The organism is Saccharothrix coeruleofusca, from assembly GCF_014648515.1.
GTDB lineage: Bacteria > Actinomycetota > Actinomycetes > Mycobacteriales > Pseudonocardiaceae > Actinosynnema > Actinosynnema coeruleofuscum.
Map to the genome: position 1 here is coordinate 454,516 of NZ_BMRG01000001.1, position 17,570 is coordinate 472,085.

Consider the following 17,570-nt stretch of genomic DNA (forward strand, 5'->3'; position numbering starts at 1 on the left):
GACCGGGCGGCCCCTTCGCCCTCCCGGTCGCCGTGCCGGAGGACGCGCCGCTCACGGACCGGCTGGTGGGCCTGCTCGGCCGCTCACCGCGCTGGCCCGCCTGATAGGGGGAAAACGAAGGGGGGCGGCCCCGACTGGGACCGCCCCCCTTCGCGCGTGCGCTACGGGTTGAGCGCCTCGGTCACCGAGGCGGGCCCGACCAGCGGGACGTCCGGCGAGATGCCGTCCTCCTCCACCAGCTCGGCCTCCACGGCGTGCGGCCGGATCCGGCCGTCGCGGATCTCCTCAGCCCAGTGGCAGGCCACCTTGTGGCCGGGCAGCACCTCGCGCAGCGCGGGCCGCTCGGTGTCGCACTTGGTCGCCTGCCGCCACGGGCACCGGGTGTGGAACCGGCAGCCCGTCGGCGGGTTGGCGGGCGAGGGCAGGTCGCCCTGCAGCAGGATGCGCTCCCGCCGGTCCTCCACCAGCGGGTCGGGCACCGGGATCGCCGAGAGCAGCGCCTTGGTGTACGGGTGCAGCGGCTCGGCGTACAGCCCGTCGGAGGTCGCCTCCTCCACGATCCCGCCCAGGTACATCACGCCGACCCGGTCGGAGATGTGCCGCACCACCGCCAGGTCGTGCGCGATCACCAGGTAGGTCAGGCCCAGCTGCTCCTGCAGGTCCTCCAGCAGGTTGACCACCTGCGCCTGCACCGACACGTCCAGCGCGGACACCGGCTCGTCGGCGATGATCAGGTCCGGCTCCACGGCCAGCGCCCGCGCGATGCCGATGCGCTGCCGCTGGCCGCCGGAGAACTCGTGCGGGTACTTGCGCAGCGAGGTCGACGGCAGGCCCACCGAGGCCAGCAGCTCCCGCAGGCGCTTGCCGGTGGCCTCGCGGCCCTTGTCCAGCCCGTGCGCCCGCAGGCCCTCGACCAGGATCGACTCCACCGACTGGCGCGGGTCCAGCGACGACATCGGGTCCTGGAACACCATCTGCATCCGCCGCCGCATGGTGCGCAGCGGCTCGCCCTTGAGCTGGGACAGGTCGGTGCCGTCGAACACCACCCGGCCCTCGGTCGGCTCGGTCAGCCGCAGGATGGCCCGCCCGAGGGTGGACTTGCCGCAGCCGGACTCGCCGACCAGCCCGTAGGTCTCGCCGCGCCGGACGCTGAGGTCCACCCCGTCCACCGCGTAGACGTGGCCCACCGTGCGGTCCAGCAGCACCCCCCGCTTGATCGGGAAGTGCACCTTGATGCCCTGCACCGACACCAGCTCGGTGCCCACGGGCCTGTCCTGCACCACGGACTCGGCGGTCACGCGGTCGTCACCTCCTCGGCGACCTCGGGCCGCACCGGGTTGTGGCAGCGCAGCAGCCTGCCACCGCCGATGTCCTCCTGCGCGGGCGTGACGTTGACGCACACGTCCAGCGCGTTCGGGCAGCGCGGCGCGAAGGCGCAGCCCTGCGTCCACGGGATGTTGTCGGCAACGGAGCCCTTGATGGGCACCAGCTTCTCGCCGCGCGGCGCGTCCAGCCTCGGGATCGACGACAGCAGGCCGTAGGTGTACGGGTGGCGCGGCTGCCCGAACAGCTCGTGCCGCTGCGCCTTCTCCACGACGCGGCCCGCGTAGAGCACGTTGACCTCGTCGCACAGCCCGGCCACGACCCCGAGGTCGTGGGTGATCATCACCAGGGCGGTGCCCATGTCCCGCACCAGCTCCTTGAGCAGCGCCAGGATCTGGGCCTGGATGGTCACGTCCAGCGCGGTGGTCGGCTCGTCGGCGATGAGCAGCCGCGGCCTGCACGCCAGCGCGATGGCGATCAGCGCGCGCTGCCGCATCCCGCCGGAGAGCTGGTGCGGGTACTCCGACAGCCGCCGCGTCGGGTCCGGGATGCCGACCTTGTCCAGCAGCTCGGCCGCCTCGACCATGGCCTTCTTGCGCGGCATGTCGCGGTGCCGCTCCAGCACCTCGGTGACCTGCAGGCCGATCGGGATGACCGGGTTGAGCGAGGTCAGCGGGTCCTGGAACACCATGCCCAGGTCGCGGCCGCGCCGGTCGCGCATCTCCTTGTCCGACAGGTCGAGCAGGTTCGCGCCCTCGAACCGCACCGAGCCGGACACCTTCGCGCCGCGCCTGGGCAGCAGGCCCATGATGGCCAGCGAGGTCACCGACTTGCCGCAGCCGGACTCGCCGACCAGGCCCACGGTCTGGCCGGGTTCGACGTCGAAGCTGACCTTGTCGACCGCGGTGAAGGGCTGCTCGCCCTTGCGCTCGAACACGACGCTGAGGTCGCGGACTTCCAGCAGTGCCACGTGGCTCACCGCCTGTTCTTCGGGTCGAGCGCGTCGCGCAGCGACTCGCCGACGAGGGTGAAGCCGAGCGCGATCACGATGATGCAGCCCGCGGGCCAGAAGGCCAGGTGCGGGTGGCTGTCGATGACGGTCTGGGCGGTGCCGAGCATCTGACCCCACTCGGGGATCGTGTCGTCGGGGTTGCCGAGGCCGAGGAACGACAGCGCCGCCGCGTCGATGATCGACGTGGCCAGCACCAGGGTGGACTGCACGATCACCGGGCCCAGCGAGTTCGGCAGCATGTGCCGGAACACGATCGGCGCGGGCTTGACGCCCAGCGCCGTGGCCGCCAGCACGTGGTCGCTGGACCGCTGGGCCAGCATCGAGCCGCGCAGCAGCCGGGCGAACACCGGGATCTGCACGATCGACACGGCGAGGATGACGGTGAACAGGCTCGGCCTGGCGAACAGCGCGCCGATGCCGAAGGCCAGCAGCAGCTGCGGGATCGACAGCATCACGTCGACCACGCGCATGACCAGCGAGTCGACCCAGCCGCCGAACGCGCCCGCGAGCGTGCCCAGCACCAGGCCGCCCGCCAGGCCGATCAGCGTGGCGAACACGCCGACCAGCAGGGTCTGCTGGGAGCCGACCAGCAGCCGCGACAGGAAGTCCCGGCCGACCTGGTCGCCGCCCAGCGGGTGGCCCTCCTGCGGCGGCGGGATCTCGTTGCGCGCCTTGACGACCTGGTCGATCAGGTCGCGGGCGGCCGGGTCGTGCGGCGCCAGCCACGGCGCGATGGCCGCGGTGACCAGGAACAGCACGATGATCGCCGCGCCGAGCAGGAACACCGGGCTGCGGCGCAGCCGCTTCCAGGCGCTGGCCGCGAGGCTGACGCCGGAGTCCGACCGCGCCGAGGTCTCGGCGAGCGCGTCGATGCGCTCCTTCTTCGTGGTGGGGGTGCTCATGGCGCTACCTCGTCCTGATCCGCGGGTCGACCAGCGCGTAGGACAGGTCCACCAGGAGGTTGACCAGCACGTACACGATGGCGGCGACCAGGATGAACATCTGCAGGACCGGGTAGTCGCGCCGCTCGAAGCCGAGCGCCAGCGCCTCCCCGACCCCGCTGAACCCGAACACCTTCTCGGTCAGCACGGCGCCCGCGAGCAGCGCGCCGATCTGCAGGCCGATGGTGGTCACCACGGGCAGCATCGCGTTGCGCAGCACGTGCCTGCGCCGGATCACGGTGCCCAGCAGGCCCTTGGACTCGGCGGTGCGCACGTAGTCCTCGTTGAGCACGTCGAGCACCGCGGCCCTGGTGATCCGGAAGATCACCGCGAACGGGATGGTGGCCAGCGCCACGGCGGGCAGCAGCAGGTGCACGAAGGCGTCCCAGGCGGCGTCCCACTCCTGGGTGAGGATGCCGTCGAGGACGAAGAAGCCGGTGACCCTGGTGGCGTCGATGTCGCCCGCCTGCCTGCCCAGCGAGGGCAGCCAGCCCAGCTTGGTCGCGAAGACGTACTTGAGCAGGTAGGCCAGGAAGAACACCGGCACCGCGACGCCGATCAGCGAGGCGCCGACGCTGAAGTTGTCGAACAGGCCGCCGCGCCTGCGCGCGGCCAGGTAGCCCAGCGGGATGCCCACGGCGATGGCGATCAGGATCGCCAGCACGCTGAGCTCGATGGTGGCCGGGAACCGCTGGAGGAAGATGTCGACCACCGAGTCACCGGGCTGCACGCCGGTGGAGTTGCCGAAGTTCCCGGTGAGGGCGCGGCCGAGGAATCTGAAGTACTGGACGAAGATCGGCTGGTCCAAGCCGAGCTGCTTGCTCAACGCCGCCCGCGACTCCTCCGTGCCGCGGTCTCCCAGGAGGGCCGATGCAGGCCCTCCTGGGAGCGCGCGCAACCACGCGAAGACGAGCAACGAGAGCACCAGCACCACGACGACGAGCTGGATGAGCCGTCGAACCGTATAGCGGAGCACTGGTAAACCCCGTTGTGTCTCGGGTCCGTCCGATCAGCCGATGCTGACCGGACCGAACTTCTCGTCGGTCAACGGGCTCGGGACGATGCCCTTGACGTTGTTCTTGACCACCAGCGCGGGCGGCGAGTGCGACACCGGGATGGCGGGCAGGTACTCGGACATGATCTTGCGGTTGAGGTCCTCGTACAGGCCGTACCGCTTGGTGCGGTCCGGCTCGGCGTCCGCGGTCTTCAGCTGCGCGGCCAGGTCGTTGCCCCAGGTCGCGGCGCCGGTGTTGAACCGGTTCTCCGGGTTGCCGAAGAAGGTGCCGATCCAGTTGTCGGCGCTGCCGGTGTCACCGGTCCAGCCCAGCAGGAACACGTCCGGGATGCCCTGGTCGACGTCGGTCAGGTAGCCGCCGTTCCACGGCTTGGTGACGGTCTCGATGGTGATACCCGCCTGCTGCAGGTCGGCCGCGATCGCGCCGTAGATGTCCTTCGGGTTGGGCATGTACGGGCGGGTGACCTCGGAGGGCCAGTAGAACTTCAGCGTCAGGTTCGAGGCGTTGGCCTCGGCCAGCAGCTGCTTGGCCTTGTTCAGGTCGTACGGGTACTTGGTGACGTCGTCGGCGAAGCCGCCCACCGTCTTCGGGATGAACTGGGTCGCGACCTCGGCGCCCTCGGGCAGCTGCGACTTGACCAGCTGCTCGCGGTTGATCGCGTGCGCCAGCGCCTGGCGGACCTTCAGGTCGCGCAGCGCCGGGTTGTTCTTCTGGTTGATGCCGAAGTACAGGATGTTGAACGCCGGGCGCACCTGCACGTTGAAGCCCGCGGACTTCAGGCTCTCCCAGTCGGCGGCGTTCGGGAAGTCGAAGCCGTCGATGTCGCCGGACTGCAGCGCCTGCTTGCGCGCGGTCTCGTCCGGGATGATCCGGAAGACCAGCTTGTCCAGCTTGGTCTTCTCACCCCAGTAATCGTCGTTGCGGACCAGTTCGACGGTGCCGTTGGCCTTGTCGTACTTGCCGAACTTGAACGGACCGGTGCCCGTGGGGTGCTCGTTGGCGTAGGCCGGGAAGACGAAGCTGTCGCCCTGCGCCTGGACGTTGTCGGCGTCGTACTGCTTGAGCGCCGCGGGGCTCTGCATGGAGAACGACGGCAGACCCAGGATGTCCGGGAACTTCGAGGTGGACGAGGTCAGCACCACCTCGGCGGTGTTCGCGTCCTTGGCGCTGCACGACTTGTACAGCGAGGGCTTGGCGCCGTCGGAGAACCCGCCGAAGTTGTCGACGTAGTACTGCGACACGGCGTCGGACTGGGCCGCGCCCTTCAGGTTGTACCAGCGGTCGAAGTTGGCGCACACGGCCTGGGCGTCGAACGCGGTGCCGTCGTGGAACTTCACGCCCTGGCGCAGCTTGAACGTCCAGGTCAGGCCGTCCGGGGTGCTCTCCCAGCTCTCGGCCAGCGACGGCGCGGGCTCCGCGGTGCCCGGCTTGAACGTGGTGAGCCCGTCGAACATCTGCCGCGCGACGCGGAAGGTCTCGCCGTCGGTGGCGAACAGGGGGTCGAACAGCTTCGGCGCGCCCGCCGCGCCGAAGGTGAAGGTGCCGCCCTGCTTGCCCGCCCCGGACTCATCCCCCCGCTCGGATTGGGCGCAGGCGGACAGTGCGAGCGCAGCGGCGCCGGTCAGGCCGATCGCGGCCGTCCAGCGGCGCTGGGCCGTTCGGGAATGAACCATCAAACACCCCTTTGGGGAAATCCGGGATCTCACGGTGTGGTCACGGACCCTAACCGGTCACTACAACCCTCCTGGCGTAACGGAGGTCACGATCCGGCCACGTGGATCGACATACTCGTACATCCGGCGTATGCCCGCTGACCCACCGTGAACGCGCATGACCAGTGTCACGTCCTCATACGCTGTACAACGGAGTGTGAAAAGCAACACCGCAGCCGAGCGGAGGGGAGGTCGCCCGGTGAGTTCCGAGGTCGAGTTCCGCTTGCTCGGCCCACTGCAGGTGCTCGTCGACGGCGAACCGGTGGTGGTGCGCGCCGGGCGCCAGCGGTGCCTGCTGGTGTCGCTGCTGCTGCGCGCCGGGTCGAGCGTGTCGGTCGACCAGCTGGCGGAGCACATCTGGGGCGCGGACCCACCCGTTCGGGCGCGCGGCACCCTGCAGACCTACGTGATGCGGTTGCGCCAAGCGCTGGGACCGGCGGTGCCGATCCGCACCGTCCCGGACGGCTACCTGGTCGACGTGGACCCCGGCGCGGTCGACGTGACGCGGTTCGAGCGGCTGGTCGAGCGGGGCGAGCGGGAGCGGGCCGCCGGGCGGCTGGAGGCGGCCTCGGCGCTGTTCACCGAGGCGCTGGGCCTGTGGCGCGGGCAGGCGCTGGTCGACGTGCCCTCGGAGGTGCTGCACCGCGACGAGGTGCCCCGGCTGGGCGAGCGGCGGCTGCACGCCGAGGAGCGGCGGGTCGAGGTGGACCTGGAGCTGGGCCGCCACGCCGAGCTCGTCCCCGAGCTGGCCCGGCTGACCAGCGAGCACCCGCTGCGCGAGCGGCTGTGGGCGCGGCTGATGGTGGCGCTGTACCGGTCGGGCAGGCAGGCCGACGCGCTGGCCGCCTACCGCAGGGTCAGCGCGCTGCTGGCCGAGCAGCTGGGCATCGACCCCGGCGACGAGCTGCGCCGGGTGCACCAGCAGGTGCTCAGCGGCGCGCCCGCGCTGGACCCCGGCGGGGGGACGCCGCCGAGGCGCGACCGGGTGGTGCCCTCGCAGCTGCCCGCCGACGTCGTCGACTTCGTGGGCCGCGAGCAGGCCGTGCGGCTGATCGAGGCGCTGCTGCGCAGCGCGCAGGGCGTGCCGGTGGTGACCCTGGCGGGCCCGCCGGGGGTGGGCAAGACGGCGCTGGCGGTGCACGCGGCGCACCGGCTGAGGTCCTGCTTCCCGGACGGGCAGCTGTACGTGAACCTGCGCGGCTACGCCCAGGGACCGCCGCTGAGCGCGGTGGACGTGCTGCCCCGGTTCCTGCGCGCCCAGGGCGTGCCCCCCGAGGCGGTGCCGCTGGACCAGGACGAGCAGGAGGCGATGTTCCGGTCCCGGCTGGCGGGCCAGCGGGTGCTGGTGGTGCTGGACAACGCGGCCAACGCCGAGCAGATCCGGCCGCTGCTGCCCGGCTCGTCGGGCTGCGCGGTGCTGGTGACCAGCCGGGACACCCTGCGCGGGCTGGCGGTCAGCCACGCCGCCTCCAACGTGCGGCTGGACGTGCTCGACCTGGACGAGACCAGGGCACTGCTGGCCGGGATGCTCGGCGCGGAGGTGGTGGCCGCCCAGCGCGCGGCCGCCGACGAGCTGGCCGAGGTGTGCGCGCACCTGCCGCTGGCGCTGCGCATCGCCGCGGCGAACCTGCTGAGCAGGCCGGAGACCACCATCGCCGAGTACGTGGCGGAGCTGCGCGCGGACAACCGGCTGGCCGCGCTGAGCGTGGAGGGCGACGAGCGGGCGGCCGTGCACGCGGCGTTCGACCTGTCCTACACCGCGCTCAAACCGGAGCTGGCGCAGCTGTTCCGGGTGCTCAGCCTGGCGCCGGGCGACATCACCCCGGACATCGCCGCCGCGCTGGGCGGGCTGACCGCACAGCAGGCGCGGCGCAGGCTGGACCGGCTGGCCACGGCGAACCTGGTGGACAACCACGTCCCCGGCCGCTACCAGTTCCACGACCTGCTGCGCGAGTACGCCGCCGAGCGGCTGGCCGTGGAGGACGACCCGGTCGGGCGCGCCCAGGCGTTCCGCAGGCTGCTGGACTGGTCGATCCGCTCGGTGGACAACGCCACCGACACGCTCAAGAGCAACCTGCTGCGGCTGCCCCGCGCGGCGGTCGTGCCGGAGGTCTCGCCGCGGCGGTTCACCACCCCGGCCGAGGCGCTGGCCTGGCTGGACGCCGAGCGGCAGAACCTGGTGGCGCTGGTCGCGCACGCGGCCGAGCGCAGCCCCGACGCCGACTGCTGGCAGCTGGTCGACGCGCTGCGCCGGTACTTCTACACGCGGGGGATGCCGGTGGAGTGGCTGGCCACCGCCAAGGCGGGCCTGGCGGTCGCGCAGGGCATCGGCGACCCGGTCGGCGAGGTGGCGATGCTGTCCTCGCTGGGCACCCTGCACTGGGCGATCGGCCAGCACCGGGTGGCCGTGGACCACTTCCGCCGGGCCCTGCCGATCCAGCGGCGCACCGGCGCGCCGCCGCCCGCGCAGGCCGCCGTGCTGGCCAACCTCGGCGCCGTGCACATCGACCTGGGCGACCTGGAGCAGGCCGCCGACCACCTGGAACGCGCGCTGGCGATCACCCGCGACATCGGCGCGTCCCAGCAGCAGGGCATCGCGCTGTACAACCTGGGCGGGGTCTACATGCAGCTGGGCCAGCTCGACCGGGCGGTGTCCTGCTTCGAGGGCTCGCTGGAGGTGGGCAACCGGCTGGGCTCGTGGATGGCGCAGGCCGACAGCCACCGGGCGCTGGGCGAGGTGCACCTGTTCCAGGGCAGGCCCGAGCGGGCCGCGCGGCTGTACGAGCGCACCGGCGAGCTGTACGAGCTGGCGGGCGCCCGGCGGTTCGCGCACATCCGGCACGAGGGCCTGGCGCTGTCGTACGTGCTGCGCGGCCGGTACGCCGACGCCATCTCCGAGGCCAGCCGCGCGGTGGCGCTGGCCGTGGACCGGGAGAACCTCAAGGGCCACTGCGACGCCAAGAACGTGCTGGGCGAGGCGCTGCTGGGCGCGGGCCGGGTCGCCGACGCGGTGGCCAGGCACACCGAGGCGCTGCGCATCGCCGAGGAGACCAGCTACCCGTGGGGGACCTGCGCGGCGCGCAGGGGCCTGGCCAGGGCGCACCACGCGGCGGGCAGGCTGGACGAGGCGCGGTACTCGGCGGGGCAGGCGCTGGACAGCGCCGTGCGCTACCGGCTGCGGGTGGCCGAGGTGGAGGTGCTGGCCCTGCTCGGGCGCGTCCTGCTGGACCAGGGCGAGGTGGCGGGGGCGCTGGAGCACGCGCAGCGGGCGGGCGAGCTGAGCCGGGCCACCGGGCAGCGCCTGGTGCTGGCGCGCTCGGAGCACCTGGCCGGGGACGCGCGGGCGGCGCTGGGCGACCCGGCGGGGGCGGCGGCGCGGTGGCGCGCGGCGCTGGAGCTGTTCACCGCCGTGGACGCGCCGGAGGCCGAAGTCGTGCGGGCCTTGCTTGAGCCGTCCGAGTGACCGCTTTCACGCGGGCGGGCCGCGCCGCCTCTTACTCCCGACAACGGCTTCGGACGGAGGCGGGATGGGGTGGCAGGTGGCGTGGGCGCTGGGCGCGCAGCTGATCGCGGTGGCGGGCCTGGTGGCGCGGCTGCGGTGGTGGGCGGTGCGGGAGCGGCGGCGGCAGGAGGCGTTGCGCGCGTTCGCCGCCCGGCTGCCCGCCGCCGGTGACGTGGAGATCGACGACGTGCGCGGCGACGGCAGCAGGCTCCGGGTGCGCATCAGGAGGGACCGGTGAGCGAACCGACCACCTCGCACGTCGGCGCGAAGCACGCCGCCGACACCGCGTTCAGCGACTTCTACCGGGCCACGACCAGGCAGCTGGTGGCGTTCCTGCTGCTCCAGGGCGCGGACCTGCCGCTGGCGGCGGACCTGGCGCAGGAGACCATGACCACGCTGTACCGGCGCTGGGCGGAGGTCTCCCAGCCCCGCGCCTGGGCCTACCGGACCGCCTCCCGCGCGCTGGGCCGGGCGCTGTTCTCCTCGCGGGAAACTCCCACCGCCGACCCGCCGCTGCTGCGCGCCACCGCCGACGTCGAGCACTGGCACCAGACGCAGGAGGTGGTGGCGGAGCTGGCGCGATTACCGCCGCGACAACGGCAGGTGATGGCGTGGACCCTGTTCGACCACACCCCGGCGGAGATCGCCGCCGAGCTGGGGATGACCCCGGAAGCCGTGCGGGCGAACCTCTACCAGGCCCGCAAGGCGCTCATCGCGCGTCGGGAGGGGGACCGGTGACCGACCAGTGGCTGCGGGACGGCCTGGCCGCCCTGGACAGCGCGTTGGACCGGGTCCTGGACCTCGACTCCGGTCTGGCCGACGCCCGGCTGCCCGGCAGGGCCGCCGCGCTCACCGACGCCCTGGACGACGTGCTGGACCTCGACGCGGGCCTGAACGCGATCGTGCCTGTCCGGCACAGGTCGGCCCTGCTGAACTACGCCCACGCCTTGGCGGCTCGCCCGCCGCGTGACAGGCTCCTCGCCCGCCGCTGGCTGCCCCTGGAGGAGTTGGCCGAAGTCCGGGTGGCCGCCGAGGTCGCCCCGTCCGAGCGTGATGCCCTCCACGCGCTGGTCAACGGGCTGGAGCAAGCGCTCATCGTCGCTCGCGCCGGCGACAACGTCCGCCAGTACGGCCAGGAGGTCACCGGCTTGCTCGTCCGCCTCATCGACCAGGCGATCGACGATGCCCACGGCTCGGGCATCGCCCTCGGCGTCGCCCGCCACCTCGAAGAGATCCGGAGGCTCGCGCGGGGTGGAGCTTTTAGGCACGCCGTCGTCATCCGCAGGCTTGGCGAGGTCCAGACCAACGTTCTGGCTTTCGAAGAGAACCGGGACCTGGGCACCGCCCTGGAACATGCCGCCTCCTGCCTGCGGCGGCACGGCGACGCCGGTGCCCTCAGACGCGCGCTGGAAAGCGACCGGGACGACAGCGGGGCGATCGCGCGCGAAGTGGCCAAGGCGGTGCGGCTCATCCAGCGGTCCGTCACCGATGTGATGGGCGCGGACCTGGCCGATGCCGACCTGGGAGGCATCCCGCTGGAGGGCGTGCGGTGGTCCGCCGCCACCCGGTGGCCCGCCGACTGGGCGGACTGGGTGCACCACAACTCGACCCGCCTCGGGGCCGACCTGTGGGAGATCCGGGCGGACGGCCTGACCGCCGACGAGCGCGCCGCCCTGACCTGATCAGTCGGGGTGGACGACCTTGGTGGCGCGCTCGCGGGTGCCGTCGACCGCGAACCAGCCGCGCTCGAACGCCTGCCAGCGCACCAGGTGGGCACGGCTGGCCTCGCCGTCCCGCGCCACCGCGCGCTCCAGGCGCGCGGCCGGGTCGGGCACCTCCACCCAGACCGCCTCGTCCAGCAGCGGCGCGATGCTGCGGCGCGCGGCCGACACGCCCTCGATGACCAGCAGCTCGGGCACCTCGACGGTCACCCAGTCGCCCGGGCGCGGCAGCCCGGTGCTCCAGTCCATCCGCCGGTACCGGCCGGGTTCGCCGCGCAGCAGCGGCTCCAGCACCCCCGACACCAGCCGGGGCCACCACGACACCGGGTCGTCCCAGGTGGCGAAGTGGTCGGTGGGCACGACGGTGCCGCCGAGGCCGCGCGCGTACGTCGACTTGCCCGAGCCCGAGGGCCCGTCCACGGCGACGATCCTCACATGCTGCGCCTGCCGGACAGCGCCCGACCGAGGGTCAGCTCGTCGGCGAACTCCAGGTCACCGCCCATGGGCAGGCCGGACGCCAGCCTGGTCACGGTCAGGCCGGGGAAGTCGCGCAGCATCCGCACCAGGTAGGTGGCGGTCGCCTCGCCCTCGGTGTTCGGGTCGGTGGCGATGATGATCTCGTTGACGTCGGTGCCGATGCGGGTCAGCAGCTGCCGGATGCGCAGCTGGTCCGGCCCGATGCCGGACAACGGGTCCAGCGCGCCGCCGAGCACGTGGTAGCGGCCCTTGAACTCGCGGGTGCGCTCCACCGCGAGCACGTCCTTGGGCTCCTCGACCACGCAGATCAGGGTCAGGTCGCGGCGCGGGTCGCGGCAGATCCGGCAGGTCGACTCGGCCGAGACGTTGCCGCAGACCTCGCAGAAGACCACGCCCTCCTTGACCTTCTGCAGCGCGTCCTGCAGGCGGCCGATGTCGGCCGGGTCGGCGGCGAGCAGGTGGAAGGCGATGCGCTGCGCGCTCTTGGGACCGACGCCCGGCAGCCGGCCGAGCTCGTCGATCAGGTCCTGGACTGGCCCCTCGTACATCAGCCGAACAGCCCGCCGAGGCCGCCCAGGTCGTCCATCCCGCCCATGCCGCTGGCCAGCGGGCCCATCTTCTGCGCGGCCAGCTCCTGCGCGGCCCGGTTGGCATCCCGCACCGCCGCCACGACCAGGTCGGACAGCGTCTCCACGTCGTCCGGGTCGACCACCTTCGGGTCGATGGCCAGGCTCTTGAGCTCGCCGCCGCCGGAGACCACCGCGGTGACCAGGCCACCGCCCGCCGTGCCGGTGACCTCGGCCTCCGCCAGCTCCTGCTGCGCGATGGCCAACTGCTGCTGCATCTTCTGCGCCTGCTGGAGGATCTGCTGCATGTTGGGCTGACCGGGTTGCACCGCGGTTCCTCTCGTCGGTTTCGCCGCCGTCATCCAGCGTAGTCGGGTGCTCAGCCCTTCAGCGGCCGAGCGCCCAACTGGTCGGCGAGCAGCTTGAGCACCACCGCTTCCGGGTCGTGCCGCTCCCCGCCCTCCTCGGTGGGCCGGGCCGCCTCGGCGAGCATCTCCTCCTCGTCCACCGGCTCCGGCGGGAGGGGCTCATCGGGCTCCGGGGGCTCGGGCGGCGGGGGCACGTCGTCCACCTGCCTGCCCGCCGGGGCCTGCCTGCCCTGGTCGGGCGCGGGCCTGCCCGCCTGGCTGGGCCTGCTGGGGGCGGGCCGCTGCGGCCGGGCCTGCGCGGCGGGTGGGCGCTGCGCGGCCGCGACGGCGGCGGCGTCGCCGTGGACGCAGCGCACCTGCCACGCGCCGCCGAACAGCTGGCCGAACGCGGCGGCGATGGCATCGGTGTTGCGCTGCTCGGCCAGCCTGCGGGCCAGCGGTGCCGAGGTGTGGGAGACCGTCACGGCGGTGCCGCTGACCTCGGTGACCGTGGCGCTGGTGAGCAGCGCCCCCGCGCTGGGCCCGGCGATGCCCCGGACGACGGCGCACAGCTCCGGCCACCGACGGCGGATCTCCACCGCTTCGACACCGCCGCCACCCGAAGGCTCCGGCACCGGAGCCGCGCTTGGCTGGGCGGCGCTTGGCTGGGGCGTGCTGGGCTGGGGCGTGCTGGGCTGGACCGCGCTGGGCTGGGCTGGGCCTGCCTGTGCCGCCGGAGGTGCGCTCGGCGGCGCCGCCTGCGCCGCGACGGGCTGCGACCGCTGGGCCGCTCGCGGGGGTGCCGCCGCGGGAGGTGCCACCGGGGCCGGGGGCTGGTGGGTGGGCTGGGGCGCGGGCTCCGGTTCGGCCGGGCGCTGCGAGGGCCGCTGGAAGGTCCGGCCACCCTCGACCGGGACCGCCTGCCCGGCGGCCACCGCCCCGGCGGGCGGACCGTGCTTCTCCAGGCGCTCGACCCGCTGCAGCACCGCCGACTCCGCGTCCGACGCGGAGGGCAGCAGCATCCGCGCGCACACCAGCTCCAGCAGCAGCCGGGGCGCGGTCGCCCCGCGCATCTCGGTCAGCCCCTGGTGCAGCACCTCGGCGTAGCGGGTGAGCGTGGCCGGGCCGATGTTCTGCGCCTGCGCCACCATCTTGGCCAGCTCGTCCTCCGGCGCGGACACCAGGCCGCGCTCGGCCGCGTCCGGCACCGCGCGCAGCAGCACCAGGTCGCGCAGCCGGTCCAGCAGGTCGGAGGCGAACCGGCGCGGGTCGTGGCCCGCCTCGACCAGCCGGTCCACGGTGCCGAACACCGCCGCGCCGTCGCCCGCCGCCAGGCCGTCCACCACGTCGTCGATCAACGCCACGTCGGTCACGCCGAGCAGCGAGATCGCCCGCTCGTAGGTCACCCCCTCGGGGCCCGCGCCGGACAGCAGCTGGTCCATCACCGACTGCGTGTCCCGCGCCGAACCCCCGCCCGCGCGGATGACCAGCGGGAACACCGCGGGCTCCACGGGCACGCCCTCGGCCGCGCAGTTGCGCTCCAGCAGCGCGCGCATCGCGCCCGGCGGGATCAACCGGAACGGGTAGTGGTGGGTGCGCGACCGGATGGTCGGCAGCACCTTGTCCGGCTCGGTGGTGGCGAAGATGAAGATGAGGTGCTCGGGCGGCTCCTCCACGATCTTGAGCAGGGCGTTGAAGCCCTGCGTGGTGACCATGTGGGCCTCGTCGATGATGAACACCCGGTAGCGCGACTCCGCGGGCGCGTAGAACGCCTTGTCGCGCAGCTCGCGGGCGTCGTCCACGCCGCCGTGGCTGGCCGCGTCCAGCTCCACCACGTCCACGCTGCCCGGCCCGTTGGGGGCCAGGCCCACGCACGAGTTGCACTCCCCGCACGGGTCGGGGGTGGGGCCGTTGACGCAGTTCAGCGACCTGGCCAGGATGCGCGCGCTGGAGGTCTTGCCGCAGCCGCGCGGCCCGGAGAACAGGTAGGCGTGGTTGACCCGGCCCGCGCCGAGCGCCGTGCGCAGCGGGTCGGTGACGTGCTCCTGACCGACCACCTCGGCGAAGGTGGCCGGTCGGTACTTGCGGTAGAGGGCCAGCGCCACGGCGGCAACAGTACCGGGGACCCCCGACAGAAGAAGGGGACCCCGTGCACCCACCAGAGCCCGCTTATCCTTGCTGCCTTCCGGCCCTGGGGAGGTTCGCGAGATGTGTGCCGCACGAGGTCCGCGACCAGTGTAGCCGGTCGGCTCAGCCCATCTTCAGGGTGCTCGCGAACAGCGGCACCGCGTGGTCGAGCGCGTAGGCCGTGCCCAGCGACGAGCCGCTGGAGAAGGCGTTGACCAGCGTCTTGTCCTCCATCACCACCAGGCCGTCGCCCGCGGCCTGCTTGAGCAGCTGGTTCCCGGTCAGCGCCGAGGCGTCGCCGCCGATGGGGAACACCGCGGTCAGGTCGGCGCGCAGCAGGTCCAGCCGCTCGGTGGAGATGTCGACGTAGAAGGTGCCCGCCGCGAGGTCCTCGACCTCCTTCTTCACGCCGAAGCCGATGGCCTTCATGAAGTCGGCCCTGGAGTCGCCGCTGACGTACGCGCCGAACTTGCCGTCGAAGTACGCGCCGACCACGGCGGTCCTGCCCTCGAACTTCTTGTTCGCGGCGAACTTGGCGTCCAGGTCGCTGATGATCTTGTTGCCCTCGTCGACCTTGCCCAGCGCCTTGGCGACCATCTCGACCTGCTGGCGCCAGGTGGTGCCGTAGGGGATGACGTCCTTGGGCGCGCCGATGGTGGGCGCGATCTTGGACAGCGTCTCGTGCTTCTTCTCGTCGTTGTCCGACCGGGTGTTGAGGATCAGGTCGGGCTTGAGCGCCGCGACCGCCTCGTAGTCGACCTCGGTGGTGCCCAGGAGCGTGGGCGCGGTGGTGAACAGGCCCTCCGCCCACGGCCCGACGCCCTTGCCGCCGAACGCCAGCCAGTCGCTGACGCCGACCGGCTGCACGCCCAGCGCCAGCGCGGCCTCGGCGTCCGACCAGCCCAGCGCGACCACGCGCGTCGGGGGCCGCTCGACGGTGACCGGGCCGAACCGGGTGTCGACGGTGACGGCTTGCGCCGCCGCGGGGTCGCTGCTCTCCGTCCCGCCCCCGCCGCAGGCGGTGGCGAACAGGGCCAACAGGACGACGATCGAACGGAGCCGCACGCGGCCACCTCCTGAGCGATTTAGGGCAGGCTAAGCAAACATGGCGAGGCCGAACGGTGCAACGTGGGGGCCGCCACCTGCGGGTTCACACCTGCGACCGATGCCGGTCAGTGGTGGGCGTTGCCGTCCGCCGCGCAGCTCGTCGCCCTGAATGACAGCGACGGTCGCCGATGTGACGCCGAGCGATCCGGGGGCCGACCCGTGAGCACCCACACCGGATGCGCGTCCATGCCTTGAACCGGGCGTCCGCCTCGCTGACGGCGTCGGCGCCGACTTCGCCCCCTTCACTCTTCCGTGAGGTACCGCAGGTAGCTCGTGGGGTTGTCGAGGAAGCGGCGCCAGTGGTCGACAAGGCCCAGATCGGCCCACTTCACACGGCGTAGACCGTGCTCGCCCACTTCGATGATGTCGGCGCCGGGCGTCGAGGCCAGGATCGGCGAGTGCGTCGCGCACACGACCTGCGCGCCCGACTCGCCCAAGTCGTGCATGAGCGCGACGAGCTGCAGGCAAGCGGTGAACGACAGCGCCGACTCGGGTTCGTCCATCACGTAGAAACCGGGGTCGCGGAACATCGAGCGGAACACGGCGAGGAACCCCTCACCGTGACTCATCTCGGCCGTGTTCTCAGCCCAATAGCCGGGGACACCGCCAAGGTTTTCCGTCATGCTGAACGCGGTTTCGGCGCGCAGGAAGAAGCCCTTCTTCTTCAGGCGCGGCCCCGCCAACATGCGACCGCCCCTGGCGGTGGTCTCCAGTCGCAGCACCTCGCCCAGCGGTGTCCTGGTCGTGTCGGCGCTGCCCGTCCTACGCGCTGCCCGCCCGCCGCGGGCGTCCAGCTTGAACCCCTCGGCGATGGCTTCGACCAGGGTCGACTTGCCCGAGCCGTTGTCGCCGACGAGGAAGGTCACCGGATGCGTGAACTCGACGCCGCGTTCGACGACCTCGGCGACCGCGGGCACGGTGTACGGCCAGGACCGGTGGTCATCGGGACGTAGGGACTCAGGTACGTAGGCACGGCTGACGAACACTGACGGTCTCCTATTGCCATGAGCTCGCCGACATGCCGTGGACCGTAGCAGTCGAGGGCGACGAAACGCGACGAATTCTGATGAAGTGCTCGGATGCCATCAAACAGGCGCACAATTCGGTCAACCAGCAATGACGGCGGATCAGGGACATGGAACAAGAACGGTGGCGAAAATCAAGCCGTAGTGCGGACGGCATCCGCTGCTCCCGCTCGTCGGCAGGCAGCTTCCGGTCGGGGGCGGCCTGGTCCTCGAAGCGGGCGAGCGAAGCCCGTCGGGCGGGTGCGGTGCGAGCCGACCGGTCCGGCGTCACCGCCCATGAAGCGTGAGCCGCGCCCAAGCCACGGCGGGTCTTGGCTGTCGCCCGCAGCCTGCCAGCGGTCGGAGAAGTAGTGCCGGAACCGGTGCGGGCACCCCGGCGCGCTCGCTCCGACGGTTCAGCGTGGTGCGACGTATCGGTGTTCGGTGCGGACTGCGGCGTTCGTGCTGGTGGTGCCCATGCGACAGACACACCGACAAGGCTGTCACCGAGCGCTGCGCCGGCACCTCCCTGCCCGGCTCCCCTGGTCCTGACCACCCGTTTTGGGTGGTCAGCGGACCGTCCGGTAGGCTCTCCGGCGGAGGATTCGCCTAGTGGCCTAGGGCGCACGATTGGAAATCGTGTTGGGTTAACACCCTCACGGGTTCAAATCCCGTATCCTCCGCAGGTCAGAGCCCCGGCACCGTCAGGTGACCG

At 72.4% G+C, this 17,570-nt stretch carries 15 protein-coding genes, 1 tRNA gene and 1 other RNA gene; 5 read left to right on the forward strand and 12 right to left on the reverse strand.

All coding sequences use genetic code 11. The features are described 5' to 3' along the window. Nucleotides 1-161: 161 nt before the first annotated feature. The 5 genes from IEZ00_RS02375 to IEZ00_RS02395 are packed head-to-tail and all read right to left on the reverse strand — an operon-like array spanning nt 162 to nt 5,965. A complete protein-coding gene (locus IEZ00_RS02375) occupies nt 162-1,280 on the reverse strand; it encodes an ABC transporter ATP-binding protein (protein WP_372448538.1) in 1,119 nt (372 codons plus the stop codon). Nucleotides 1,281-1,294: 14 nt separating this feature from the next. Further along, entirely contained in the window at nt 1,295-2,293 is a 999-nt protein-coding gene (locus tag IEZ00_RS02380) for an ABC transporter ATP-binding protein (RefSeq protein ID WP_189221741.1), read from the reverse strand. 5 nt (nt 2,294-2,298) lie between these two features. Next, a complete protein-coding gene (locus tag IEZ00_RS02385; RefSeq protein ID WP_189221345.1) occupies nt 2,299-3,237 on the reverse strand; it encodes an ABC transporter permease in 939 nt (312 codons plus the stop codon). Between the two features lie 4 nt (nt 3,238-3,241). Further along, nucleotides 3,242-4,252: an ABC transporter permease gene (locus IEZ00_RS02390; RefSeq protein WP_189221346.1), complete on the reverse strand. Its 1,011-nt coding sequence runs from the start codon at nt 4,250-4,252 to the stop codon at nt 3,242-3,244. Between the two features lie 33 nt (nt 4,253-4,285). Continuing rightward, entirely contained in the window at nt 4,286-5,965 is a 1,680-nt protein-coding gene (locus IEZ00_RS02395; RefSeq protein ID WP_189221347.1) for an ABC transporter substrate-binding protein, read from the reverse strand. A gap of 238 nt (nt 5,966-6,203) precedes the next feature. On the opposite strand from IEZ00_RS02395, the gene IEZ00_RS02400 reads away from it, so the two are divergent. The 4 genes from IEZ00_RS02400 to IEZ00_RS02415 all read left to right on the forward strand — a co-directional run bounded on the left by IEZ00_RS02400 (nt 6,204) and on the right by IEZ00_RS02415 (nt 11,188). Continuing rightward, on the forward strand, nt 6,204-9,467 hold the full coding sequence (locus IEZ00_RS02400) for an AfsR/SARP family transcriptional regulator (protein ID WP_189221348.1): 3,264 nt from the start codon (nt 6,204-6,206) through the stop codon (nt 9,465-9,467). A gap of 64 nt (nt 9,468-9,531) precedes the next feature. Next, entirely contained in the window at nt 9,532-9,744 is a 213-nt protein-coding gene (locus IEZ00_RS02405; protein WP_189221349.1) for a hypothetical protein, read from the forward strand. Then, the gene (locus tag IEZ00_RS02410; protein ID WP_189221350.1) at nt 9,741-10,244 is read left to right on the forward strand and encodes an RNA polymerase sigma factor; all 504 of its coding nucleotides are present in this window, start codon (nt 9,741-9,743) and stop codon (nt 10,242-10,244) included. Before IEZ00_RS02405 ends, IEZ00_RS02410 begins: the two co-directional genes overlap by 4 nt. Further along, nucleotides 10,241-11,188 carry a hypothetical protein gene (locus IEZ00_RS02415; protein ID WP_189221351.1) on the forward strand — a complete coding sequence of 316 codons (948 nt, stop codon included), beginning with the start codon at nt 10,241-10,243 and terminating at the stop codon, nt 11,186-11,188. Before IEZ00_RS02410 ends, IEZ00_RS02415 begins: the two co-directional genes overlap by 4 nt. Here the strand turns inward: IEZ00_RS02415 and IEZ00_RS02420 are convergent, their stop codons facing one another. The 7 genes from IEZ00_RS02420 to IEZ00_RS02450 form a co-directional block, all read right to left on the reverse strand. Further along, the gene (locus IEZ00_RS02420; RefSeq protein ID WP_189221352.1) at nt 11,189-11,662 is read right to left on the reverse strand and encodes a uridine kinase family protein; all 474 of its coding nucleotides are present in this window, start codon (nt 11,660-11,662) and stop codon (nt 11,189-11,191) included. Beyond that, nucleotides 11,659-12,252, reverse strand: a complete 594-nt coding sequence (gene recR, locus IEZ00_RS02425) for a recombination mediator RecR (protein WP_189221353.1) — start codon at nt 12,250-12,252, stop codon at nt 11,659-11,661. The genes IEZ00_RS02420 and recR overlap by 4 nt, the downstream gene beginning before the upstream one ends. Next, the gene (locus tag IEZ00_RS02430; RefSeq protein WP_189221354.1) at nt 12,252-12,599 is read right to left on the reverse strand and encodes a YbaB/EbfC family nucleoid-associated protein; all 348 of its coding nucleotides are present in this window, start codon (nt 12,597-12,599) and stop codon (nt 12,252-12,254) included. Before IEZ00_RS02430 ends, recR begins: the two co-directional genes overlap by 1 nt. A gap of 50 nt (nt 12,600-12,649) precedes the next feature. Further along, nucleotides 12,650-14,722, reverse strand: a complete 2,073-nt coding sequence (locus IEZ00_RS02435) for a DNA polymerase III subunit gamma and tau (protein WP_189221355.1) — start codon at nt 14,720-14,722, stop codon at nt 12,650-12,652. A gap of 31 nt (nt 14,723-14,753) precedes the next feature. Next, nucleotides 14,754-14,848, reverse strand: an RNA gene (gene ffs / locus IEZ00_RS02440) — signal recognition particle sRNA small type. Nucleotides 14,849-14,867: 19 nt separating this feature from the next. Next, on the reverse strand, nt 14,868-15,809 hold the full coding sequence (locus tag IEZ00_RS02445) for an ABC transporter substrate-binding protein (RefSeq protein WP_189221356.1): 942 nt from the start codon (nt 15,807-15,809) through the stop codon (nt 14,868-14,870). Nucleotides 15,810-16,093: 284 nt separating this feature from the next. After that, nucleotides 16,094-16,837, reverse strand: a complete 744-nt coding sequence (locus IEZ00_RS02450) for an AAA family ATPase (RefSeq protein WP_189221357.1) — start codon at nt 16,835-16,837, stop codon at nt 16,094-16,096. 616 nt (nt 16,838-17,453) lie between these two features. On the opposite strand from IEZ00_RS02450, the gene IEZ00_RS02455 reads away from it, so the two are divergent. After that, nucleotides 17,454-17,538 (forward strand) — tRNA-Ser (locus IEZ00_RS02455). The last annotated feature ends 32 nt before the right edge of the window (nt 17,539-17,570 follow it).

Bases quoted from the DNA above. Each gene is read 5' to 3' on its own strand.
- IEZ00_RS02385 (WP_189221345.1), bottom strand. From the start codon at position 3,237: ATGAGCACCCCCACCACGAAGAAGGAGCGCATCGACGCGCTCGCCGAG.
- IEZ00_RS02395 (WP_189221347.1), bottom strand. From the start codon at position 5,965: ATGGTTCATTCCCGAACGGCCCAGCGCCGCTGGACGGCCGCGATCGGC.
- IEZ00_RS02405 (WP_189221349.1), top strand. From the start codon at position 9,532: ATGGGGTGGCAGGTGGCGTGGGCGCTGGGCGCGCAGCTGATCGCGGTG.
- recR (WP_189221353.1), bottom strand. From the start codon at position 12,252: ATGTACGAGGGGCCAGTCCAGGACCTGATCGACGAGCTCGGCCGGCTG.